23 protein-coding genes and 1 riboswitch are annotated in these 23,486 nt (G+C 62.2%); of the genes, 16 read left to right on the top strand and 7 right to left on the bottom strand.

What is annotated here, in order from left to right; all coding sequences use genetic code 11:
- Positions 1–49: 49 nt before the first annotated feature.
- The gene (locus tag MKZ87_RS04605; protein ID WP_085699336.1) at positions 50–1,363 is read right to left on the bottom strand and encodes a PQQ-dependent sugar dehydrogenase; all 1,314 of its coding nucleotides are present in this window, start codon (positions 1,361–1,363) and stop codon (positions 50–52) included.
- 65 nt (positions 1,364–1,428) lie between these two features.
- Positions 1,429–2,013, bottom strand: a complete 585-nt coding sequence (locus tag MKZ87_RS04600) for a hypothetical protein (protein ID WP_085703375.1) — start codon at positions 2,011–2,013, stop codon at positions 1,429–1,431.
- A 166-nt stretch (positions 2,014–2,179) separates the two neighbouring features.
- Positions 2,180–2,406: riboswitch (cobalamin riboswitch) on the top strand.
- Between the two features lie 80 nt (positions 2,407–2,486).
- Between MKZ87_RS04600 and cobO the strand changes: the two genes are divergently transcribed.
- The 14 genes from cobO to MKZ87_RS04530 all read left to right on the top strand — a co-directional run bounded on the left by cobO (position 2,487) and on the right by MKZ87_RS04530 (position 13,940).
- Positions 2,487–3,098 (top strand): cob(I)yrinic acid a,c-diamide adenosyltransferase, encoded by a 612-nt coding sequence (gene cobO, locus MKZ87_RS04595; RefSeq protein ID WP_085699332.1) that lies wholly within the window; start codon positions 2,487–2,489, stop codon positions 3,096–3,098.
- Positions 3,095–4,495 (top strand): cobyrinate a,c-diamide synthase, encoded by a 1,401-nt coding sequence (locus MKZ87_RS04590; RefSeq protein WP_085699330.1) that lies wholly within the window; start codon positions 3,095–3,097, stop codon positions 4,493–4,495. The genes cobO and MKZ87_RS04590 overlap by 4 nt, the downstream gene beginning before the upstream one ends.
- Positions 4,492–5,142 (top strand): 5,6-dimethylbenzimidazole synthase, encoded by a 651-nt coding sequence (gene bluB, locus MKZ87_RS04585; protein ID WP_085699328.1) that lies wholly within the window; start codon positions 4,492–4,494, stop codon positions 5,140–5,142. The genes MKZ87_RS04590 and bluB overlap by 4 nt, the downstream gene beginning before the upstream one ends.
- Complete coding sequence (gene cbiB / locus MKZ87_RS04580; protein ID WP_085703376.1) at positions 5,139–6,047, top strand: adenosylcobinamide-phosphate synthase CbiB; 909 nt, start codon at positions 5,139–5,141, stop codon at positions 6,045–6,047. The genes bluB and cbiB overlap by 4 nt, the downstream gene beginning before the upstream one ends.
- Positions 6,040–7,047, top strand: a complete 1,008-nt coding sequence (gene cobD / locus MKZ87_RS04575; protein WP_085699324.1) for a threonine-phosphate decarboxylase CobD — start codon at positions 6,040–6,042, stop codon at positions 7,045–7,047. The genes cbiB and cobD overlap by 8 nt, the downstream gene beginning before the upstream one ends.
- Complete coding sequence (locus MKZ87_RS04570; RefSeq protein WP_085703377.1) at positions 7,044–8,495, top strand: cobyric acid synthase; 1,452 nt, start codon at positions 7,044–7,046, stop codon at positions 8,493–8,495. Before cobD ends, MKZ87_RS04570 begins: the two co-directional genes overlap by 4 nt.
- Before the next feature lie 120 nt (positions 8,496–8,615).
- Positions 8,616–9,137: a bifunctional adenosylcobinamide kinase/adenosylcobinamide-phosphate guanylyltransferase gene (cobU, locus tag MKZ87_RS04565; protein ID WP_085699320.1), complete on the top strand. Its 522-nt coding sequence runs from the start codon at positions 8,616–8,618 to the stop codon at positions 9,135–9,137.
- Positions 9,134–10,189, top strand: a complete 1,056-nt coding sequence (gene cobT, locus MKZ87_RS04560) for a nicotinate-nucleotide--dimethylbenzimidazole phosphoribosyltransferase (protein ID WP_085703378.1) — start codon at positions 9,134–9,136, stop codon at positions 10,187–10,189. The genes cobU and cobT overlap by 4 nt, the downstream gene beginning before the upstream one ends.
- Complete coding sequence (gene cobC / locus MKZ87_RS04555; protein ID WP_085703379.1) at positions 10,186–10,761, top strand: alpha-ribazole phosphatase family protein; 576 nt, start codon at positions 10,186–10,188, stop codon at positions 10,759–10,761. Before cobT ends, cobC begins: the two co-directional genes overlap by 4 nt.
- Position 10,762: 1 nt before the next feature.
- Positions 10,763–11,494, top strand: coding sequence for an adenosylcobinamide-GDP ribazoletransferase (locus tag MKZ87_RS04550; protein ID WP_266200347.1), 732 nt, complete (start codon positions 10,763–10,765; stop codon positions 11,492–11,494).
- 43 nt (positions 11,495–11,537) lie between these two features.
- Complete coding sequence (locus MKZ87_RS04545) at positions 11,538–11,942, top strand: MarR family winged helix-turn-helix transcriptional regulator (protein WP_007950413.1); 405 nt, start codon at positions 11,538–11,540, stop codon at positions 11,940–11,942.
- A gap of 54 nt (positions 11,943–11,996) precedes the next feature.
- Positions 11,997–13,205, top strand: coding sequence for an MFS transporter (locus MKZ87_RS04540; protein ID WP_085703381.1), 1,209 nt, complete (start codon positions 11,997–11,999; stop codon positions 13,203–13,205).
- A complete protein-coding gene (locus tag MKZ87_RS04535) occupies positions 13,202–13,324 on the top strand; it encodes a hypothetical protein (protein WP_256574712.1) in 123 nt (40 codons plus the stop codon). The genes MKZ87_RS04540 and MKZ87_RS04535 overlap by 4 nt, the downstream gene beginning before the upstream one ends.
- Positions 13,325–13,379: 55 nt before the next feature.
- The gene (locus tag MKZ87_RS04530) at positions 13,380–13,940 is read left to right on the top strand and encodes a glutathione peroxidase (protein WP_085699310.1); all 561 of its coding nucleotides are present in this window, start codon (positions 13,380–13,382) and stop codon (positions 13,938–13,940) included.
- A gap of 97 nt (positions 13,941–14,037) precedes the next feature.
- Here the strand turns inward: MKZ87_RS04530 and MKZ87_RS04525 are convergent, their stop codons facing one another.
- The 3 genes from MKZ87_RS04525 to MKZ87_RS04515 form a co-directional block, all read right to left on the bottom strand.
- Positions 14,038–15,309, bottom strand: coding sequence for an OmpP1/FadL family transporter (locus MKZ87_RS04525; protein ID WP_085703382.1), 1,272 nt, complete (start codon positions 15,307–15,309; stop codon positions 14,038–14,040).
- Between the two features lie 146 nt (positions 15,310–15,455).
- A complete protein-coding gene (locus MKZ87_RS04520; protein ID WP_085699307.1) occupies positions 15,456–15,938 on the bottom strand; it encodes a hypothetical protein in 483 nt (160 codons plus the stop codon).
- Between the two features lie 276 nt (positions 15,939–16,214).
- Positions 16,215–16,439, bottom strand: coding sequence for a hypothetical protein (locus MKZ87_RS04515; RefSeq protein ID WP_007950419.1), 225 nt, complete (start codon positions 16,437–16,439; stop codon positions 16,215–16,217).
- Positions 16,440–17,392: 953 nt separating this feature from the next.
- Here MKZ87_RS04515 and MKZ87_RS04510 point away from each other — a divergent pair.
- Positions 17,393–17,716 carry a hypothetical protein gene (locus tag MKZ87_RS04510; protein WP_081493545.1) on the top strand — a complete coding sequence of 108 codons (324 nt, stop codon included), beginning with the start codon at positions 17,393–17,395 and terminating at the stop codon, positions 17,714–17,716.
- Between the two features lie 175 nt (positions 17,717–17,891).
- Positions 17,892–19,256 carry a DNA recombination protein RmuC gene (gene rmuC, locus MKZ87_RS04505; protein ID WP_176247747.1) on the top strand — a complete coding sequence of 455 codons (1,365 nt, stop codon included), beginning with the start codon at positions 17,892–17,894 and terminating at the stop codon, positions 19,254–19,256.
- 9 nt (positions 19,257–19,265) lie between these two features.
- On the opposite strand, the gene MKZ87_RS04500 is transcribed toward rmuC, so the two are convergent.
- On the bottom strand, positions 19,266–22,736 hold the full coding sequence (locus tag MKZ87_RS04500; protein WP_085703384.1) for a hybrid sensor histidine kinase/response regulator: 3,471 nt from the start codon (positions 22,734–22,736) through the stop codon (positions 19,266–19,268).
- Between the two features lie 134 nt (positions 22,737–22,870).
- A complete protein-coding gene (locus MKZ87_RS04495; protein ID WP_085699301.1) occupies positions 22,871–23,413 on the bottom strand; it encodes a TetR/AcrR family transcriptional regulator in 543 nt (180 codons plus the stop codon).
- Positions 23,414–23,486: the final 73 nt, after the last annotated feature.

Below are 23,486 nucleotides of genomic sequence, written 5' to 3'. Positions count from 1 at the left end.
CCCGTGGGAGTCGAACGACTCCCACGGGTTTTTTAATGCCTGCAATACGTTAGCGGGTCGCTGACACCCGCCACACCTTGTTCCCCACGTCATCGGCGACCAGCAATCCACCTTGCTGGTCGATCACCACGCCGACCGGGCGACCCAAAGCGTTCTCGTCCTTGTCCAGGAAACCGGTCAGCACATCCACTGGCGTGCCGCTCGGCTTGCCAGCGGCGAACGGTACGAAGATCACCTTGTAGCCACTGTGCGGTTTGCGGTTCCACGAGCCGTGCTGGCCGATGAATGCGCCTTCCTTGAACTGCGCCGGCAGGCGATTGCCTTCGGCGAAGGTCAGGCCCAGTGACGCGGTGTGCGGGCCGACGGCGTAGTCGGGGGCGATGGCCTTGGCCACCATGTCCGGCCGCTGTGGTTCCACGCGCACGTCGATGTGCTGGCCGTAGTAGCTGAACGGCCACCCATAGAAACCACCGTCCTTGACCGAAGTGATGTAGTCCGGCACCAGATCGCTGCCGATTTCGTCGCGCTCGTTGACGGCTGTCCACAGCGCGCCGGTTTGTGGCTCCCAGGCCAGGCCGTTGGGATTACGGATGCCCGAGGCAAAGATCCGGTGATTGCCAGTGGCGCGGTCCACTTCCCAGATCGCCGCACGACCTTCTTCCTGATCGAGGCCGTTTTCACCGACGTTGCTGTTCGAGCCGACGGTGACGTACAGCTTGCTGCCATCCTTGCTGGCGATGACGTTCTTGGTCCAGTGGTGGTTGAGTGTGCCGCCCGGCAAGTCCACGACCTTGATCGGCTGGCTCTTGATTTCGGTCGCGCCGGGCTCGTAGTTGAAGCGCAACAGGCGATCGGTGTCGGCCACGTACAGATCGTTGCCGACCAGAGTCATGCCGAACGGCGAGTTGAGGTTCTGCAGGAACACCGTGCGGGTCTCGGCCACGCCATCATGATCGGCATCGCGCAGCAGGGTGATGCGGTTCGGGCTGGGGACGCCGGCACCCGCGCGGCCCATGACTTTTTTCATCACCCAGCCGCGAATGCCCTTGCTGTCGTCCGGTTTCGGCGGAGCGTTGGTTTCCGCCACCAGCACATCGCCATTGGGCAGTACATACAGCCAACGCGGATGATCGAGATTTTCGGCGAAGGCTGCCACCTGAGTACCTGCCGCTGCCGTCGGTTTCGCGCCGGCCGGCCAGCCGATGGCCGGGGCGATGTTCACCGTCGGAATCAGGGTCTTGTTCGGTTCGGGCAGTTTCGGTGACGGGCCAGTGCCGTCGGAGACTTGCAGGCTGGAGGATTCACCACAGGCGGCGAGCCCTCCGGCGAGCACGATGACGAAAACGAGCTGGGGCTTGCGCATTGCTGATCTTCCCTATGAATGCATTCTTAGTCATAGAGAAGCGCACAAGCCCGATGGTTCAACCCTTAGCCGCGGGCTTCCTTGAAAAGCACGGCAATGCCGGGGTGATAGTTGCCGGCTTCGCTGCGCAATTTGCGGTAGGCGTAGGGAAAGTACCAGGCGACGGCGCAGGTGTGTTCCTTTTGCAGGTCGTCGACCATGTCCTGCAACTCTTCCGGGCTGGCGCTGTGCTGGGCTTTTTGCGGGGCGACGAACAGGCAGCCGAGTTTCAGGTCGCTGGCGTAGCTGATGCACCTGGCGTCGCTGGTGATATCCACCAAAGCCTGCGTCAGATTCAGGTTGGTGACGCGCGGCCAGCGTTGGGTGGCCTGGATGAAGGCGCGATCTTCGGCGCCAGCAATGAACAGGTCGGCGCGGGCATTGCGCTCGCCTTCTTCGTTTTGTTTGCGGGTGGCGGTGTCGCTCAAGGTCACCAATTCGGCCATCCAGGCAGCGGCGGACAGCAGGCCGAGGTTGGCTTTTTCGTCGTGCCAATAAGGAGTGTCATTGTCGCCGCGCACGGCGTTGTAGCGGTCGATACAGTCAAACCAGCGTTCCAGCACCGGGCGCAGGAATTCCAGCCGCGGATTGCTGATGATCATGCCTTGCATGGTGCTCTCCCTTGTTATTGTGATGTGCTCTCTGCAGTCAAAAAGCATGGCTCTTTGATATCACTGCTGACAGTGTGGCACAAGATTGGCGTCAGTTAATTGATCAGCGGCAGTTATTCGCCGCACGAGACCCTCTTCAATTGACGCTCCACCCCCAACCCTCTAACCTTCGCGGCTTGTTTCAGGTGCTCTGTGGCGCATGTCGACAGAGTGAAACAGGGAAGCCGGTGAGGCGGGTCTCCAAGTGATGAACCCTCACGATCCCGGCGCTGCCCCCGCAACGGTAAATGAGTAAAAGCTGCGTCTGATGCCACTGCGTAAAAGCGGGAAGGCGCGCAGCCAGGCGCAAGCCGCTCATGAGCCCGGAGACCGGCCTGATCCATCCAGCGGCATCACGGTGGGCGATGCCAGGCTTGTTGCCGTCTATTCTTGTGCCTGCCCGCCGTTATCCAGCCTCAACGGAGAGCTCCCCCATGACTGATTCCCCCGAACGCGACGAGCGCCACCTGGCGCGCATGCAGCGCAAAAAAGCCGTGATCGACGAGCGCATCGCCAATTCGCCGGACGAATGCGGCCTGGTGCTGGTGCTGACCGGCAATGGCAAAGGCAAAAGCAGCTCGGCGTTCGGCATGCTCGCCCGCGCCATGGGCCACGGCATGCAGTGTGGTGTGGTGCAGTTCATCAAGGGCCGCAACAGTACTGGCGAAGAGCTTTTCTTTCGTCGTTTCCCCGAGCAAGTGCGCTTCCATGTAATGGGCGAGGGCTTCACCTGGGAAACCCAGGACCGTCAGCGTGACATCGCCGCCGCCGAAGCGGCCTGGGCAGTCTCCCGCGAGCTGCTGCGTGATCCGTCGATCGGTCTGGTGGTGCTCGATGAACTGAACATCGCCCTCAAGCACGGTTACCTCGATCTGGATCAGGTGCTCAGCGATCTGCAGGCCCGTCCGCCGATGCAGCATGTGATCGTCACCGGTCGCGCCGCCAAACCGGAAATGCTCGAGATGGGCGACACTGTCACCGAAATGGGCATGATCAAGCACGCCTTCCAGGCCGGCATCAAAGCGCAGAAAGGCGTCGAACTTTGAATCAACCACGTCACTGCCCGGCGGTCCTGATCGCCGCGCCGGCTTCCGGTCAGGGCAAGACCACCGTCACCGCCGCGCTGGCCCGTTTGCATCGCAATCAGGGGCGCAAGGTTCGCGTGTTCAAATGCGGCCCGGACTTTCTCGACCCGATGATCCTCGAGCGCGCCAGCGGTGCGCCGGTCTATCAACTGGACATGTGGATGGTCGGCGAGCAGGAAAGTCGACGCCTGTTGTGGGAAGCCGCCGCCGAAGCCGATCTGATTCTGATTGAGGGCGTGATGGGCTTGTTCGACGGCACGCCGTCGAGCGCCGATCTGGCCCGGCATTTCGGCGTGCCGGTACTCGGCGTGATCGACGGCACCGCGATGGCCCAGACCTTCGGCGCATTGGCCCTGGGGCTGGCGCGCTATCAGCCGGACTTGCCGTTCGCCGGCGTGCTGGCCAACCGTGTCGGCACCGTGCGTCATGCGCAGTTGCTCGAAGGCAGCCTCACCGAAGGCCTGCGCTGGTACGGCGCGTTGTCCCGGGAAACCGGGATCGAACTGCCGAGCCGCCATCTCGGTCTGGTGCAGGCCAGCGAACTCAATGACCTGGACGTGCGCCTCGACGCTGCCGCCGAAGCGCTGGCCGGCACTTGCGAGGTAGCGCTGCCACCGGCCGTGGAATTCGCCGCGCCTGAAATCGGCAAGACTGAAAGGCTGCTCGAAGGCGTGCGAATCGCTGTCGCCCGCGACGAAGCTTTCGCCTTTACCTACGGCGCCAGTCTCGACTTGCTTCGGGCGATGGGCGCCGAATTGAGTTTCTTCTCGCCGATCCGCGACAGGCAATTACCCGACGCCGACAGCTTGTACCTGCCCGGCGGCTATCCGGAATTGCACCACGTTGCCTTGTCGCAGAACGCCGACATGCTCAAAGCGATCCGCGCGCACCATGCGGCCGGCAAACCGCTGCTCGCCGAATGTGGCGGCATGCTGTACCTGCTCGACTCGCTGACTGATGTCGAAGGCACCCGCGCTGATCTGGTCGGCCTGTTGAGTGGCGACGCCGTGATGCAAAAGCGCCTCGCCGCGCTGGCGCTGCAAGAAGTCGACTTGCCGGAAGGCCAGTTGCGCGGCCACACCTATCACCATTCCCTGACCACCACCGAACTGACGCCAATCGCCCGTGGCCACAGCCCCAATGGCGGGCGCGGCGCCGAAGCGGTGTACAGGCAAGGGCGGATGACCGCCTCGTACGTGCATTTCTATTTCCCGTCCAATCCTGCAGCTATCGCAATATTATTTGCGCCGGACCATAAGGCTCCCATCGCTGGCAAGCCAGCTCCCACAGTGGGCGGTGTGATGTCTGAAGAAACGCAATCCGTTGTGGGAGCTGGCTTGCCAGCGATGGGGCCATGACCGACAACGCCTTCACTGACGCCGAGCGCCAAGCGGTCTACCGCGCCATCGCCGAACGCCGCGACATGCGCCACTTCAGCGGTGGCACGGTCGAGCCGGAACTGTTGCGCCGATTGCTTGAGGCGGCACATCAGGCACCGAGCGTCGGCCTGATGCAGCCGTGGCGCTTCATCCGCATCAGCGACCGCGCCTTGCGTGGCCAGATCCAGAACCTTGTTGAAGAAGAACGCGTGCGCACCGCCGAAGCCCTCGGCGAGCGCAGCGACGAGTTCATGAAGCTCAAGGTCGAAGGCATCAGCGACTGCGCCGAAGTGCTGGTGGCTGCGTTGATGGACGATCGCGAACGACACATTTTTGGCCGCCGTACGCTGCCGGAAATGGACATGGCGTCGCTGTCCTGCGCGATCCAGAACCTGTGGCTGGCCGCACGTGCCGAAGGCCTGGGCATGGGCTGGGTGTCGCTGTTCGAGCCGCAGGCACTGGCCGATCTGCTGAAACTGCCGGCCGGGGCCAAGCCGCTGGCGGTGCTTTGCCTGGGGCCGGTCAAGGAATTCTATCCGGCGCCGATGCTGGTACTCGAAGGTTGGGCGCAGGAGCGTCCGCTCAATGAGTTGCTGTATGAAAATTTCTGGGGAGTGAGTCAATGAGTGTGGCGTTGTTGAGTGTCGCCGCAGTTGCGCTGGATGCGCTGCTGGGTGAGCCGAAGCGCTGGCATCCGCTGGTGGCGTTCGGCAATTTCGCCGGGCGCATCGAGCAACGTTTCAACAGCGCCGGTCGTGGTTGGCGCAGCCATGGCGTCACCGCGTGGGTGATCGCGGTGTTGCCGCTGACCCTGCTGGCCACCGCGTTGTCCTGGGCGCCATATGTGGGCTGGATCGTCGAGATTCTTGCGCTGTATTGTGCCCTCGGCATGCGCAGCCTGGGTGAGCACGTCGAGCCGGTCGCCAAGGCCCTGCGCAGCGATGATCTGGAGGAGGCGCGCAAGCGTGTGGGTTATCTGGTCAGTCGACAGACCGATGAGCTGGACAGCACCGCCGTCGCCCGAGCCGCCACCGAATCGGTATTGGAAAATGGTAGCGATGCGGTGTTCGCCGCGCTGTTCTGGTTTGTCGTGGCCGGTGCGCCGGGCGTGGTGCTTTATCGTCTGAGCAATACGCTTGATGCGATGTGGGGCTATCGCAACGAGCGCTTCGAGCGATTCGGCTGGGCGGCGGCAAAAATCGACGACATCCTCAACTACATTCCTGCGCGGCTGGTGGCGTTGACCTACGCGCTGCTGGGCAATACCCGACTCGCGTTGAAATGCTGGCGCACTCAGGCGCCGAAATGGGACAGCCCGAACGCCGGCCCGGTGATGGCTGCCGGCGCAGGTGCCTTGGGCGTCGAGCTGGGTGGCCCGGCGATCTACCACGGCGAGCTGCACGAGCGTCCGCAACTGGGCGAGGGCGCGCCGGCGGATGCCGATTCCATTGATCGCGGCTGGCAATTGGTCCGGCGCGGGGTATGGTTATGGCTGCTGATTCTCTGCGTGGGGGCTGAATTCTATGCTTGAGCACGGTGGCCGGTTGCGCAGGGCGGCGCTCGAATACGGTATCGCGGAAGAAGACTGGCTCGACCTGTCCACAGGCCTGGCGCCGTGGCCGTTTCCGGTCCCGGAGATTCCGCTGCGAGCCTGGGCACGTTTGCCGGAGAACGATGACGGTCTGGAGCAGGCTGCCTGCGATTACTATGGGGCCAACAGTTTGCTACCGGTGGCCGGTTCACAGATGGCCATTCAGTTGTTGCCGCGATTGCGCCGGGCCGGCAAGGTCGGCGTGCTGTCGCCATGTTACGCCGAGCATGCCGAAGCCTGGCGGCGCAGTGGTTACATCGTGCGTGAAGTGCTGGAGCAGGAAGTCGATTTCTTTCTCGACAGTCTCGACGTCCTGGTAGTCGTCAATCCGAACAATCCGACAGGCCTGAATCTGACCCCGGCGCGTTTGCTCGACTGGCATGCGCGGCTGGCCCAGCGCGGTGGCTGGCTGGTGGTCGACGAAGCGTTCATGGACAACACACCGCAGCTGAGTCTCGCCCCCCATGCGCATCAAGTGGGGTTGATCGTGCTGCGCTCGTTCGGCAAGTTTTTTGGTCTGGCCGGTGTGCGGCTGGGGTTCGTGCTGGCCGAGCGCAAGTTGCTCCGGTTGCTGGCCGAACAGGTCGGGCCCTGGGCAGTCAGCGGGCCGACTCGTGTGCTGGGGCAGGCCTGTCTGCGCGACACCGAAGGCCACACGCGTCAGCGGATTCGCAGCGACGAGGCCAGCGAGCGGCTGGCTGCGCTGCTCGAACGTTATGGCTTCAAACCGCAAGGCGGCTGCGCGCTGTTTCAGTGGTTGATCACCGAACAGGCCGCCGCGCTGCATGAATTCATGGCTCGACGCGGCATTCTTCTGCGCCTGTTCGCGCACAACAGCAGCCTGCGATTCGGGTTGCCCGCCGATGCCGCGGACGAGGCGCGCCTTGAGCAAGCCCTGCAAGCATTCGCCAAGCATTGTTCCAAGGAAAAAACCGCATGACCACATTGATGGTGCAGGGCACCACCTCCGATGCCGGCAAAAGCACGCTGGTGACGGCACTGTGCCGCTGGGCGACCCGTCAGGGCGTTGCCGTGGTGCCGTTCAAACCGCAGAACATGGCGCTCAACAGCGCGGTGACTGCCGACGGCGGCGAGATCGGCCGCGCGCAAGCGGTGCAGGCCCAGGCGGCGTTTCTCGAACCGCACACCGACATGAACCCGGTGCTGCTCAAGCCCAACAGCGACACTGGTGCCCAGGTCATCATCCACGGCCGTGCGGTCACCAGCATGAACGCCGTCGCCTATCACGACTACAAAGCCATCGCCATGCAGGCCGTGCTCGCTTCCCATGAGCGCTTGAGCACCGCGTATCCGCTGGTGATGGTCGAAGGCGCAGGCTCGCCGGCAGAGATCAATCTGCGCGCCGGCGACATCGCCAACATGGGCTTCGCCGAAGCGGTGGACTGCCCGGTGCTGTTGATCGCCGACATTAATCGTGGCGGCGTGTTTGCCCATCTGGTGGGCACGCTGGAACTGCTGTCGCCGAGCGAGCAGGCGCGAGTCAAGGGCTTCATCATCAACCGTTTTCGCGGCGACATCGCCTTGCTGCAACCGGGCCTCGACTGGCTGGAGCAGCGCACCGGAAAACCGGTGGTGGGCGTACTGCCGTATGTGATGGATCTGCATCTGGAGGCCGAGGACGGCATTGATCAGCGTCAGACTGACAAGGTCGAGCAAGTCCTGAAAGTGGTGGTGCCGGTGCTGCCGCGCATCAGCAACCACACCGATTTCGATCCGCTGCGTCTGCATCCTCAGGTGGATCTGCAATTCATCGGCCCGGGGCAGGCGATTCCGCCGGCCGACCTGATCATTCTGCCGGGCTCGAAAAGCGTACGCAGCGATTTGGCCTATCTGCGCGCCAATGGCTGGGAGACCGCCATCAGCCGGCATCTGCGCTATGGCGGCAAGTTGCTGGGGATTTGCGGCGGTCTGCAAATGCTCGGCGAGCAGGTGCACGATCCGTTGGGCCTGGAAGGCGCGCCGGGTTCCAGCGCCGGTCTGGGGTTGCTGGCGTTTGAAACGCAGCTCGAAGCCGAAAAACAGTTGCGCAATGTGCGCGGGCGTCTGGCGCTGGAAGATGCCGAGGTCAGTGGCTATGAAATTCATGCGGGCGTGACGACGGGAGCGGCGCTGGAAAATGCGTCTGTGCGTCTGGACGACGGTCGCTGCGACGGCGCGCAAAGTCTCGACGGGCAGATTTTCGGCACTTACCTGCACGGCCTGTTCGAATCGCCGGCGGCCAGTGCGGCCCTGTTGCGCTGGGCCGGACTGAACGATGTGCAGGAGGTGGATTATCACGGCCTGCGCGAACGCGATATCGAGCGGCTGGCGGATCTGGTGGAAAAACATCTGGACACTGATTTGTTGCGTCAACTCTGTGGAATGTGATTTGCCCATGCCGGCCCCTTCGCGAGCGAGCTCGCTCCCACATTGAAATGCGTTCCATTGTGGGAGCGAGCTTGCTCGCGAAGACGGTAGCTGTAGCACTGATATTTATAGGATTTATCCATGCTCCAACTGATCCTCGGCGGCGCCCGCTCCGGCAAAAGTCGCCTGGCCGAAAAACTCGCCACTGAGAGCGCGCTGGCCGTCACTTACATCGCCACCAGCCAGCCGCTGGATGGCGAGATGAATGAACGCGTCGCCCATCATCGCGCGCGGCGTCCAGCCGAGTGGGCGTTGATCGAAGAACCGCTGGAGCTGGCTCGGGTGCTGCGCGAAACCGCCAGCCCCGACCGTTGCCTGCTGGTGGATTGCCTGACCCTGTGGCTGACCAATCTGCTGATGCTCGAAGACGTCGAACGCCTCGCCGCCGAACGCGAAGCGCTGCTTGAATGCCTGGCGTCGCTGCCGGGTGAAATCATTTTTGTCAGCAACGAGACCGGAATGGGTGTCGTGCCGCTGGGCGAATTGACTCGCCGCTACGTCGATGAAGCCGGTTGGCTGCATCAAGCTCTGGCCGAGCGTTGTCAGCGAGTCGTCCTGACGGTCGCCGGCCTGCCCCTGACTTTGAAAGGACCTGCGTTATGACCCAAGCCTGGTGGCTGAATCCGTGCAAACCGGTGGATGTGCAAGCCGTTGAAAGCGCGGCGGCGCGTCAGCAGCAATTGACCAAACCCGCCGGTTCCCTCGGGCAGCTCGAATCGGTGGCGGTGCAACTGGCCGGATTGCAGGGCCGGATCAAGCCGAACCTCGATCAGGTCTGGATCACGATTTTTGCCGGCGACCACGGCGTTGTCGCCGAAGGCGTTTCTGCGTTTCCGCAGGAAGTCACCGGGCAGATGCTGCTGAACTTCGTCAGCGGCGGCGCGGCGATCAGCGTGCTGGCGCGGCAACTCGGCGCGCAGCTGGAAGTGGTGGATCTGGGCACCGTGACCCCGTCGTTGAACCTGCCAGGTGTGCGTCACCTGAACATCGGTCCGGGCACGGCGAATTTCGCCAAGGGCGCAGCGATGACTCGGGCCCAGGGCGAACTCGCCTTGCAGGGCGGCCGCGACAGCGTGCTGCGCGCGAAGGCGGCGGGCGCGCAATTGTTCATCGGCGGTGAAATGGGCATTGGCAACACTACCGCCGCCAGTGCGCTGGCTTGTGCTTTGCTGGATTGCCCGGTGGCGCACCTGACCGGCCCCGGCACCGGGCTGAATGCCGAAGGCGTCAGCCATAAGGCGCAGGTGATCGAGCGGGCGCTGGCGCTGCATGCGGCACGGCGCGGTGATGCGTTGCAGACCCTGTTCAATCTCGGCGGCTTCGAGATTGCAGCGTTGGTTGGCGCGTATCTGGCGTGTGCTCAGGAAGGTGTGGCGGTGCTGGTGGACGGTTTCATCTGCACGGTCGCCGCGTTGGTGGCGGTACGCCTGAATCCGGCCTGCCGTGAATGGTTGCTGTTCGGTCATCGTGGTGCGGAGCCGGGCCATCGCCATGTGCTGGAAACCCTTGGCGCTGAACCGCTGCTCGAACTGGCTCTGCGTCTGGGGGAGGGCAGTGGTGCGGCGCTGGCGGTGCCGTTGTTGCGCCTGGCCTGCGACCTGCACGGCCAGATGGCGACCTTCGCCGAAGCGGCGGTGGCGGATCGCCCGGCATGACTTTGCGTCTGGACCTCCTGCGCCACGGTGAAACCGAGCTCGGCGGCGGCCTGCGCGGCAGTCTTGACGATGCGCTGACCGAAAAAGGCTGGGCGCAAATGCGCGAAGCGGTGATCGGAAAAGGGCCGTGGGATCGGCTGGTCAGCTCGCCGTTGCAGCGTTGCGCGCGATTCGCTGAGGAATTGAGCGCGCAGCGGGATCTGCCGGTATCTCTGGACAAAAATCTGCAGGAGCTGCATTTCGGTGCCTGGGAAGGGCAGAGTGCGGCGGCGTTGATGGAAACCGATGCCGAGGCGCTGGGTCTGTTCTGGGCGGATCCCTACGGGTTTACCCCGCCGCAGGGTGAGCCGGTCAGCGATTTCTCTGCGCGGGTGCTGGCGGCGGTGATGCGACTGCACGCGGCACACGCCGGCGAGCGGGTGTTGCTGGTCAGTCATGGCGGCGTCATCCGTCTGCTGCTGGCGCGGGCCCGTGGTTTGCCCCGTGAACAACTGCTCAATGTCGAAGTCGCTCATGGCGCACTGTTTTCGCTGATCGTCTCGGCTGATGGTTCGCTCAAGGAGGTGTGCTGACATGCTGCCTCTGTGGATCGCCCTGCAATTTCTCAGCAGCCTGCCGATTCGTCTGCCGGGCATGCCGACCCCTGAACAGCTCGGCCGCTCGCTACTGTTTTATCCGCTGGTGGGGTTGTTGTTCGGTGTGATTCTCTGGGCGCTCAACCTTGCGCTGGCGGGCGCGCCGTTGCTGCTGCACGCGGCGCTGTTGCTGACGGTGTGGGTGCTGCTCAGCGGCGCGTTGCACCTTGATGGCCTGGCGGACAGCGCCGATGCGTGGCTCGGTGGTTTCGGTGATCGCGAGCGCACGCTGACGATCATGAAGGATCCGCGCAGCGGGCCGATCGCCGTAGTGACGCTGGTGCTGGTGTTGCTGCTCAAGTTCGCCGCGTTGCTGGCCTTGATCGAGCAGAAGCAGGGTATGACGTTGATCTTCGTCCCGCTGATCGGGCGTGCGGTGCTGCTCGGGCTGTTCCTCACCACTGCCTATGTGCGGGCCGGTGGATTGGGGCAGGCGCTGGCCGATCATCTGCCGCGCAAGACGGGTTGGCAGGTGCTGGCGCTGAGTGCAGCGGCATGTGTGGTGATCGCCGGGCTTAACGCGGTCGTGGCGTTGTTGCTGGCGGTCGTCGTGTTCATCTGGCTAAGGCATCTGATGGTGCGGCGACTGGGCGGAACCACGGGCGATACGGCGGGTGCGTTGCTGGAATTATTGGAGATGTCGGTGCTGGTCGGGCTGGCTTTGTTTTGATCTGTAACTTGATTTAACAGACTTGCGGGTATATACACGCATCATGCTTCCTTCTCAGTGTTTGTGCACCAACCTGCGACGCGCCGCCCGTGGCGTCAGCAGGCATTACGACGGCGCTCTCGACGGCTTCGGGATCAACGTTGCCCAGTATTCTTTGCTGTGCAATCTGCAGCGCCTGGATCAACCGAGTATTTCCGAACTGGCCGAAGCGATGGGGCTGGATCGCAGCACCCTCGGGCGCAATCTGCGGGTGCTGGAAGGCGAAGGGCTGGTGGCGCTGGCCGAGGGCGAAGACATGCGCAACCGCATCGTCCGGCTCACCGAAACCGGTGCGCAACGACTGGCAGCGGCTTTGCCGGCCTGGGAAGCGGCGCAGCAGCGGTTGATCGACCGACTGGGTGCCGAGAAGCGTGAAACCTTGCTGCGGCTGTTGGATGAACTGGCCTGAGGGCCGGTTTTTTCCGAATCTAAGCGGGTATATACCCGCGACTGGAGAATAACAATGAGTTCGATGTGGCGTACGTGCGGTTGGGTGTTGCTGGGGAGTGCGATGATTCTGGCGTTGTCATTGGGCGTGCGGCACGGTTTCGGGCTGTTTCTGTCGCCGATGAGCGCGCAGTTCGGCTGGGGCCGTGAAGTGTTCGCGTTCGCCATCGCCTTGCAGAACCTGATCTGGGGTCTGGCGCAGCCGTTTACCGGCGCACTGGCCGACCGCTTCGGCGCGGCAAAAGTGGTATTGATCGGTGGTGTGCTGTACGCCTTGGGCCTGGTGTTCATGGGCCTGTCGGAAACCGCGCTGGGCCTGTCTCTGAGTGCCGGTCTGCTGATCGGCATCGGGCTCTCCGGCACCTCGTTCTCGGTGATCCTCGGCGTGGTCGGCCGTGCTGTGCCGCCGGAAAAACGCAGCATGGGCATGGGCATCGCCAGTGCTGCCGGTTCTTTCGGCCAGTTCGCCATGCTGCCCGGCACCCTCGGGCTGATCGGCTGGCTCGGCTGGTCGGCGGCATTGCTGGTGCTGGGCCTGCTGGTGGCGCTGATCGTGCCGCTGGTGAGCATGCTCAAGGACAAACCGCTGCCGGTGCTGGGCCATGAACAAACCCTGTCCGAAGCCCTGCGTGAGGCTTGCTCGCATTCCGGTTTCTGGCTGCTGGCGTTCGGCTTTTTCGTCTGCGGGTTTCAGGTGGTGTTCATCGGCGTCCACCTGCCGGCGTATCTGGTCGATCAGCATCTGCCTGCAAGTGTCGGCACCACGGTGCTGGCGTTGATCGGTCTGTTCAATATCTTCGGCACTTACACCGCCGGTTGGCTCGGCGGGCGCATGTCCAAGCCGCGTCTGCTGACCGGACTTTATCTGTTGCGCGCCGTGGTGATCGTGCTGTTCCTGTGGCTGCCGGTGACGACGACCTCGGCCTATCTGTTCGGCATGGCCATGGGCTTCCTGTGGCTGTCGACGGTGCCGTTGACCAACGGTACGGTGGCGACCTTGTTTGGTGTGCGGAATCTGTCCATGCTCGGCGGTATCGTGTTCCTGTTCCATCAATTGGGTTCGTTCCTTGGCGGCTGGCTGGGCGGGGTGGTGTACGACCGGACCGGGAGTTATGACTTGATCTGGCAAGTGGCGATTCTCTTGAGCCTGCTGGCGGCGGCGCTGAACTGGCCGGTGCGCGAGCGCCCGGTCGAGCGCCTGCAAACGCGTGCGAGCGCTGCATGAACCGTTATTGGCCGCAGATCGTCATCACCGCACTCGGTGCCGCGTTGCTGGCGCTGGTGTGGTGGGGCTGGCATCGGGGCGGGCTGGCGCTGATGCAGTTGGGCATGGGTGCTTGCTAGACCGGCGGGAGGGCGAGTAACGTCGAGGTCTGACGATTGCTCAAGGATGCCCGACATGCTCAAGCGCTGGTGTGCTGTTCCCGCTTTGCTGATGGCGTTGACCGGACTGGCCCAGGCCGCGGATTGTCCGGATCTGTTGCAAGGTTCGTTGCCCAAGTTGCGGGCCAAGGAATCCATCGACCTGTGTCAGCGTTACGCCGACAAACCGCTGGTGGTGATCAACACGGCCAGCTTCTGTGGTTTCGCGCCGCAGTTCGAGGGGCTCGAAGCGCTCAATCAGCGCTACAAGGCCCAGGGCCTGGAAATGCTCGGCGTGCCTTCCAATGACTTCAAGCAGGAATCCAAGGACAGCGCCGAGACCGCCAAGGTCTGTTACGCCAACTACGGCGTGACGTTCACCATGACCGAGCCACAGAAGGTGCGGGGCGACGATGCCACCCACCTGTTCCAGGTGCTGGCCAGACAGAGCAGCGCGCCGAAGTGGAATTTCTACAAATACGTCATCGACCGTCAGGGCAAGGTCATTGCCAACTTCTCCAGCCTGACCAAGCCGGATGATCCGGAATTTCTGGCAGCCATTGAAAAAGCCATTGCCTCCAAGCCGCTGAAACCCTGATCGACGCCCACTAAAAAGCCCCGCCTCTGTGAAGAGAGCGGGGCTTTTTAGTGGGCGAGGCCTCAAACGCTAAAGAGATCAGCTTCGCCGTACAGCATCAGAAGCGGTAGGTTGCGCCGACACCGAAGCCGTTTGCCGAGTTTTCGTACTGCGAGTTGTAGCTCTGGCCACGATCGTTTTCGTTGCGGATGTTGACCTTCTCTTCCTTCAGGTACGAGTAGGCAACGTCGATGGTCAGGTCTTCGGTCGGGCTCCAGCCGGCACCGATGCTGAAGATGGTCCGGTCGCCGGTCGGGATGCGTGGCGAACGGTCGACGTTGTTGGTCGGGGCCTGGTCGAACGTCAGACCGGTACGCAGTACCCATTCCTTGTTCAGCTGGTAGGACGTACCGATGGCGTAAGCCCAGGTGTCATGCCAGTTCTGCTCTTCGGTGATCTCGCCGAACTGGCCAGCCAGCAGAGGCTGTACACCGGAGTTCTTGACGGTGATCTTTTCCAGCTGGCTCCAGCGGGTCCAGGTGGTACCGGCGTAGACGTTCCAGCGGTCGTTGATCGCCTGCGTGACCGAGAAGTCCACGGATTCAGGCGTGGTGATCTTCAGCGAAGCGTCGTATTTCTGGTTCGCACCCAGGCCGACCGCGCCCAGCACACCGTAGTTGACCTTGGTGTTGCCTTCGAGCTTGTAGTCGACTTTCGAGTGGTAGGTCAGACCCAGGCGAGTGGTGTCGGTAGCCTGTACCAGAACGCCGATGTTGTAGCCCAGTGCGGTGTCGTCACCCTTGATCTTGACCTTGCCGTCCGGCGCAGCCTGAGTGATCGACAGGTTGGATTCCAGCGAGCCGTCGATGCGGTTGATGGTCGGACCGAAACCGATCGACACCACGTCGTTGAATTTGTAGCTGACAGTCGGCTGGAAGGTAATGACCTTGACTTCGGACTTGCTGCCGAAGTAGCGGCCGGCAAAGCCGTTTTCATAGTCGGTGATCAGGCCGAAGGGTACGTACACACCCAGGCCGAATGCCCAATGCTCGTCGATCGGCTTGACGTAGTAGCCCATAGGTACGGAGGTGAAGGGCACCATGTCGCCTTTGTTGCTGCCGCCGTTCGGGCTGGAGCTGGCGTCATTGATATCGGTTTTTGCGTCGAGGAATGCAACACCGCCAGTGACTTGTTCGCGCGTGATGCGCGACATGCCGGCAGGGTTGCCATAAACAGTGCTTGCGTCGTCGGCAGAAGAAGATCGCCCGGCGTACCCAGTCCCCATCCCGCTGATGCTGTGTTCGTTGATGGCAAAGCCAGCTGCGAAGATCTGGGTGGATGCCACGGTTACGGCAAGGCTAAGGGTGGTTTTGAGCATGACTTTTTTCATTATTAGAACTCCTGGTGATCACCGGGGCGAAAATTACCAACATTTTCGTCCTAGCGCTATAGGCCGTATGCCTTGAGTTAGAGCGGTTTTGTAGGACAATCCGACCAGATTCGCTACTCGTTGGACGATGTTGCGAAACCGGCGGATCAGCAAGCGACCTGATTCAGCGGTGAAACACAGGTTTGCCAGGCGCAGGTGAAATCGCGCAGACGACCTTGAGGCTGGAAGGTCTGACGCCAGATGCGCGCCATGCCCAGCAGATCATCCGACTCGGGGAGGACGGGGTTTTGTTCTTCGACCAGCAGCCAGGCAATGGCCGTGGCGTAACGCAGGTTGACGGTCAGTTCGAGGTGCGGGCCGCTGAGGAAGGCATGCTGGCTTGCGAGGCCACGAACCAGGCTGGCGCGTTCGGGATCCAGTGCCAGGTAATGATCCCAGAGCGCCTGGTGACGGTGTTCGGCAATCCGGTAAAGGCCGTGGCCACGGCGGTCATGCAGGGCCGAACCGAGGGCGGACTGGCTGGCGGCGATGCCCAGCAACAGGGATTCGGCGGTGGCGCAGTGACGTCCCAGATAAATCAGCGTGGGACGGATCACATGGCGGCACAGTTCGCTGGCAGCGATACCCATAAAACCCTCGGATCTTGTTATTGGGCGGCGAGACCTGAAGGGGAGCTTGGCAGCTGTGGATCGAATCAGGCCCGCCGGAAGCGGATCACGCCGCTTGAGTTGAAGTGTAGTGTCATATTCGCGACGTAAAGGCCTGTTTTTAAAATATTTCCGGCGGGGCGTTATAACCGTTATATCAGTTGGTGCTTAAGCGGAAAGTCGCAAAAGCGAAACATCGGGCAATAAAAAGCCCCGCGTTTTAAGCGGGGCTTTTGCTTTTGCAGCCATTTCGGCCTCTCAGGCGATCAATGCCTGACGGGTGCGATCAATTACGGCCTGCAGCGGTTCGGCGCTGGAGTATTGATCGGGATACAGACGCTCGCTGTGGCGGGCGATCCCGTGTTCATTGACCACGGTGAAGCTGAAGCAGCCTTTGCGAGCGGCCATGATCAGGCAGTTCATTGGAGCAAAAGCGTTGGTTAGGGTGCGAATGGCATCCTGAGTCTGGATTTGAGTCGACATAGTTATTAGGTGTTCCTACAAATGACACGGATAAGAACCGTGCAACGTTAAAACGTTCCAGTAACGTCAACCACCATTGGTCGAACGAAGAACCCGACTGGAACAAGGCAGCCAGTTCGAGCGCTATAAAAGTGGGCGCGCTTGGGCTGGCAGGTAGGTACTTAGGAGGACAGGCAACACATCGAGGGCAGAGGTTCTGGGCCCGGGGTGAAGATCCTGATCAATTTGCAGGTTGGTTCGGTCAGAGTAAGGGGTCTTCGCAACACCCTTTGCATTCGATTCAAAGGCTGTGTTGTCGGAAGATTTACCTGGAAACCATCGAGGGGTCGATCCCGCTTTTGTCGGTGGAGGCTTCTGTGAAAGAAGGCTGACCGTGGGGTGTGTTCGACCGGAATTGACTTTCAGCTTGGTACTAACGCCGCGGATACTAACGGAACGATCCCCGAAAGGCAAACCCGCTGATCAAAAATAAATCAGGAGACATTGCCAGGCCCGTAACCTGCCCCGATCTGGCTCACTCAATGACCGTCGGTCGCCACGACGTGACCGGCGCTGAAGCTCGGCGCAGGGGCTTGTCCCCAGCCTGAATGCCAAAACGACCCGAAAAGGCGCATCGATATAACCGCGTAACAGTTACTTGTGCACATTAGTTGCGCAGACGGTAACGGCGCTGTCATAACGATCCTGACCCCGATGGCTGCCTGCATCGAAAGTTTAAGTCAATGAAAAACATCGCTTTTTTTAACTGGTGAAAAAATCGTCAGTTTGACTGCGAGCCCCGTTCCACAAGGCTTTGCGGCGACTGGAAGGCGGTTGTCCACTGAGTTATCCACAGCTTCTGTGGATTGTCCCGAGCGCTTGCTCTAGCACGGGCGTGCCGGGTTTTTTTCGACTTTACCTGTGCGAAAAAAAGAGTAGAGTGGCGCGCCTTCCGATCTGTCCCACAGTGCTTTATGAAGTTTCGTTCAGCTCCAGAATCTGTTACCTCCCAACCCCCTCGTGTTACCGCTCCCAAGCGATTTTCCGTACGCGTGGCCGAATGGCTGCTGGACAGCCCGCGTTTGGGCGACAGCCAGAATGCCAAGCACCTCGCCGGCCGCCTGCTCAAGCAACCGGCCCGGGAAGGGGTGGTCGCGGCGCAAAGTCGTCTCGGCCAGTTGATGTGCCGCGAGTGCGGCAATGCCCGGGATCGCCGCATCGGCCAGGACCTGCTGCGTCAGGCCGCCCGCGCGGGTGACCGACGTGCGCAACAGGAACTCGGCCTGATCGAAGACTGAGCTGTCCAAGACCTGGCGCCTTGGTTAACCTTCAGGCTTTATCGGATTGGCGAGAATCACTATGGCGATTGACTTGACCAGCATCCTGCTGGGACTGGCAGGCGCGGCGGTGCCGCTGCTGGCACTGGCGTGGCAACTGCAACGTCGGGCCAGTCAGAGCCGGTCTGAAGTCGCGTTGCTCGAGGAGCGGCTGGCCATGGCGCAGATGGCCCAGGACGGTCTCACTGCTCAATTAGAAGCCTGCCGCGATGAAGTCGCCGACCTCGGCCAGGCCAACGCCTCCAGACAAGCGGATCTCGCGGCCGTGCGCCGGGAAGTCGAGCTGTTGCAGATCGAGCGCGATGACGCCCGTGACGCCGCCCATGCCTGGAACATTGAACGCGCCAACAAGGAAGCCGAATTGCGGCGCCTGGACGCCCAGGCGGCTTCGCTGAATGCCGAATTGCGCGAGCAACAGGAAAGCCATCAACAACGCCTGGATGACCTGCAAGGTTCCCGCGACGAGCTGCGCGCCCAGTTCGCCGAACTGGCCGGCAAGATCTTCGATGAGCGCGAGCAACGCTTCGCCGAAACCAGCCAGCAACGCCTCGGTCAATTGCTCGACCCGTTGAAGGAACGCATCCAGTCGTTTGAAAAACGCGTCGAGGAAAGCTATCAGGCCGAAGCCCGCGAGCGTTTCTCGCTGGCCAAGGAGCTGGAGCGCTTGCAGCAACTGAACCTGCGTCTGAGCGACGAAGCGACCAATCTGACCCGCGCCCTGAAGGGCCAGAAAACCCAGGGCAACTGGGGCGAGCTGATTCTTGAGCGCGTGCTTGAGCATGCCGGGCTGGAGAAGGGCCGCGAGTACCAGACTCAGGTCAATCTCAAGGGGCCGGACGGCGAGCGTTTCCAGCCGGACGTGATCATTTACCTGCCGGGCGACAAGCAGGTGGTGGTCGACTCCAAGGTCAGCCTCACCGCCTATCAGCAATACGTCGCCGCCGACGACGATGCCCTCGGCCAGATCGCCATGAAGCAGCACGTGCTGTCCTTGCGCAGCCACGTGAAAGGCCTGGCCGGCAAGGATTACAAACGTCTGGAAGGCTTGCACAGCCTCGATTTCGTCTTGCTGTTCGTGCCCATCGAAGCGGCGTTTTCCGCCGCGTTGCAAGCCGAACCGGCGCTGTTCCAGGAAGCTTTCGATCGCAACATCGTGATTGTCAGCCCGACCACATTGCTGGCGACGCTGCGGGTCATCGACAGTCTGTGGAAGCAAGAGCGCCAGAGCCAGAACGCCCGGGAAATCGCCGAGCGCGCCGGTTGGCTGTATGACAAGTTCGTGTTGTTCATTCAGGATCTGGACGAAGTCGGCAATCGCTTGCAGCAACTGGACAAAGCCTACAGCGCGGCGCGCAACAAGCTGACGGAAGGACGGGGCAACCTGGTCAGCCGCAGCGAACAGCTCAAGTTGCTCGGTGCGCGGGCCAGCAAGAGCCTGCCGGCCGATTTGCTGGAACGCGCAATGACCGATGCCGACGGGTTGGTCGAACTGCCTGAATAAGCTGCTCTTCTAGAGCGGCAAATAGCGACTCAACAACGCCCGCAACGCCGCCGGTTTCACCGGTTTGGCCAGATAATCCAGCCCCGCTGCATGAACCTGCGCCACGGTTTCCGGATGCCCGTCGGCGCTGATCACCACTCCCGGCACTGGCTCGCCCAGTCTTGTGCGCAACCAGGCCATCAGATCAGTGCCGGTTTCGCCGTGATCCAGGTGATAGTCCACCAGCGCCAATTGTGGCCGCACGCCGTCGTCGAGCAGTGCCGCGCATTCTTCGCGGTTGCGCGCGGTCCAGACCTGACAGCCCCAGCGTGTGAGCAGGCTGTTCATGCCGATCAGAATGCTGTCTTCGTTGTCGATGCACAGCACCTGCGCGCCGCTGTGCAGTTTGCCATTGATTTCCACCGCCGCTGGCGGCTGCACGGTCTGCGCTTTGGCCAACGGCACGCGGACACTGAACACGCTGCCACGCCCCGGCCATGAACGTACGCGCAATGTATGACCGAGCACTCGGCACAGGCCGTCGGCGATCGCCAGGCCCAGACCCAGACCTTTTTCGGCGCGGGTCTGGTGGCTGTCGAGGCGTTTGAATTCCTCGAAGATCACTTGCTGTTTGTCCTCCGGAATCCCCGGCCCGCGATCCCACACTTCCAGACAGATTTCGCCTTGTCGCCGACGCACGCCCAGCAGCACCGGGCCTTTTGCGTAGCGGAACGCATTGGTGAGGAAGTTCTGCAGAATGCGCCGCAGCAACTTGATGTCACTGTCGATGCGCAACTGACTGCCTCGTACCCGGAAACTCAGGCCCTGTTCCTGGGCCAGTGCCTTGAACTCCGCGCCGAGGGTATCGAACAGCTCATTGATCGCGAACGGCTTGCGATCCGGGTTGATCTTGCCGTTTTCCAGGCGCGAGATGTCCAGCAGGTCGCTGATCAGGTCTTCGGCCGAACGCAGCGAACTGTCCAGATGCTGCACCAGTTTCTGCGCCTCGCCGCTCAAGCCGTCGTTCTGATGGGAGAGGGCGGCGGAGAACAGCCGCGCGGCGTTCAACGGCTGCATCAGGTCGTGACTGACGGCGGCGAGGAAGCGGGTCTTGGACTGGTTGGCCGCCTCGGCATTGCCTTTGGCCTCGGTCAGCGCGACGTTGAGTTGCGACAGTTCTTGCGTCCGTTCGCTGACCCGTTGCTCCAGGCCTTCGTTGGCCTCGGTCAGCGCCTGCTCGGCTTCGCGGAACGCGGTGATGTCGGTGAAGCTCATGACGAAACCGCCGCCGGGCATCGGGTTGCCGATCAGCTCGATCACCCGGCCGTTGGGGAACAGTCGCTCGGAGGTGTGGGCACGGCCCTGACGCATCCAGTGCAGGCGCCGGGCAACGTGAACTTCCGCTTCGCCGGGGCCGCACAAACCGCGTTCGGCGTTGTGGCGAATGATGTCGGCAATCGGGCGGCCAACGCTGATCAAGCCGTCCGGATAGTTGAACAGCTCCAGATAGCGACGGTTCCAGGCCACCAGTTTCAGCGACTGGTCGACCACGCTGATGCCCTGGGTAATGTTCTCGATGGCGCCTTGCAACAGTGCGCGGTTGAACTGCAGCACTTCCGACGCTTCGTCGGCGATCCGGACCACGTCCTCCAGCTGCATTTCCCGACCTTCGATGGCGGCTTTTACTACAGCACGCGTCGAAGAGGCACCGAGGACACCTGCCAGCAAGCGCTCGGTGTGGGCGATCCATTCGCCGTCGGCATTCTGATTCGGGTTGAAGCCTTTGCCCTGGCGGTAGGCGAAGCGGATGAAACTCTGCCGCGCGCGTTCTTCACCGACAAAACGCGCGGCCAGTTGCAGCAAGTCGTCGATCTGCACCGCCAGCATCGAGCGTGCGCTCGGCCGGGCGCTGATTTCCTGGCCGATAAAACGTCCGGCCTGCCAGTGCTCCGAGACCCGTGTACGGGACAGCACCGAGACCCAGGCGAACAACGTGAAGTTGCCCGCCAGCGACAGCACCACACCTTGGGTCAGCGGGGTGATCGGCAGGTTCAGCGGGTTGCCGTGCAGCCAGGCGAGGCCGGGAAAACTGTCCAGCGACCAGCCGAGGCTGCGGGCAGCGATCGGCAGGATCAGGGTGTAGAACCACAGGAACGTGCCGGCGGCCAGGCCGGCGAACACGCCGCGACGGTTGGCCTGTTTCCAGTACAGCGCGCCGAGCATCGCCGGGGCCAGTTGGGTCACAGCGGCGAAGGCAATCTGGCCGATGGTCGCCAGGCTCGCGGTCGAGCCGAGCAAACGGTAGCTGACGTAGGCCAGCAACAAAATCACCACAATGCTGACCCGGCGCACCGAGAGCATCCACTGGCGGAACACTTCGAACGGGCGCTCGGCATTGTTGCGGCGCAGCAGCCACGGCAACAGCATGTCGTTGGAGACCATGGTCGACAGCGCCACACTCGCCACGATCACCATGCCGGTGGCCGCCGATGCACCGCCGATAAACGCCAGCATCGCCAGCGCCGGGTGGGCCTGGGCCAACGGTAGGCTGATCACGAAAGAGTCGGGGATGACCGAGCTGGGCAGCATCATCTGACCGGCCAGGGCGATCGGGACTACAAACAGCGCTGCCAGGGCGAGGTAGGTCGGGAACACCCATTTGGCCAGGCGCAGATCCTGCGGGTCGATGTTCTCGACCACTGTCACGTGGAACTGCCGGGGCAGGCAGATGATTGCCATCATCGCCACGCCGGTCTGCACCACCATCGATGGCCAGTTGATGGTTTCCTTCCAGTATTCCTCGAGGCGCGGTGCGAGCATTGCCTGATTGAACAAATCGTCGAAGCCGTCATACAGCCCATAGGTGACGAAGGCGCCGACGGCGAGGAAGGCAAACAGCTTGACCAGCGACTCAAAGGCAATCGCCAGCACCATGCCGCGGTGGTGCTCGGTGGCATCGAGGTTGCGCGTACCGAAAACAATGGTGAACAGGGCCAGCACCAGCGACACGATCAGGGCCGTGTCCTGGGCGCGGGTGCCCATGGCGTCGGCACCGGCACCGATCAGCAGGTTCACGCCGAGGACGATGCCTTTGAGTTGCAAGGCGATATAGGGCAGAACGCCGACCAGACAGATCAACGCGACCACCACCGCCAGCGATTGGGATTTACCGTAGCGGGCGGCGATGAAGTCGGCGATGGAGGTAATGTTCTCCTGTTTGCTGATCATCACCATTTTCTGCAGCACCCACGGCGCGCCCAGCAATAGCAGGATCGGCCCGAGGTAGATCGGCAGGAACGACCACAGTTGTTCGGCGGCCTGACCGACCGCGCCGAAAAACGTCCAGCTGGTGCAGTAGACGGCCAGCGACAGGCTGTACACCCAGGCACGCACCCGTGGCGGCAGCGGTGTGCTGCGACGGTCGCCGTAGAAGGCGATGGCGAACATGATGGCCATATAGGCCAGGGCGACGGCGGCGATCAGCCCGGTGGACAACGACATGGAACACTCCCGACAGAAAACGACCGGACTTGCGCCCGGTCAGACAGTCTCGCACGGGCGCGACAGTTAGTCAGTGTCGACCAAGGTCGTGGCGCGGCGGGGTGTCGCAGTCACGGAACCGGGCGGTTCTGTGGTCAATCCGGTTTGAGCGCGAGGTCGATCAAACGGTGCAGTTCATCGACTTCCAGCGGCGCCGCCGAAAACAGAATGCGGAACACCACCGGGGACACCACCAGATTGATCAGCCGATCCACGCTCGGCGCCGTTTCCTCTGGGTGGCGCTCGATGATGGTCTGCAATTGCGCACCGATGATCGTCACGCAATACCCCGGCGTCGCGCTTGCCTGCACATCGCGCATCATGTTGCGCCCGGGTTCAGAACTCATTTCGTCGAGATATTGTTCGGCCCATGCGCGGATATCGCTGCGCAGGCTGCCGGTTTCTGCCGGCTCGCTGTCGGGGCGCATGCGGGCGAGGGCGACGTCCGCGAGCAAGGCCGCCAGATCTCCCCAGCGTCGATAAATCGTCGACGGCGTCACGCCTGCACGCGCCGCGATTTGCGGGACGGTCACCGTTGAGCGCTCCTGTTCTTGCAGAAGCGCGCGGACTGCCGAGTGAATCGACTCTTGCACCCGGGCACTGCGACCGCCGGGGCGTAAACCTTCTTTAATAGCCATGCGCCAGACCTTAACACAAAGAATTTGCTTTAAGCGCAAGCCGAGAGCACACTCCGCAAAAGCAAAAAATTAG

Origin of the sequence: Pseudomonas sp. MCal1, from assembly GCF_026341415.1 — a bacterium.
In the GTDB taxonomy this organism is placed as follows: Bacteria; Pseudomonadota; Gammaproteobacteria; order Pseudomonadales; family Pseudomonadaceae; genus Aquipseudomonas.
The sequence above is the reverse complement of the archived record's forward strand: the minus strand, read 5'-3'. Positions and strand labels throughout refer to the sequence as shown.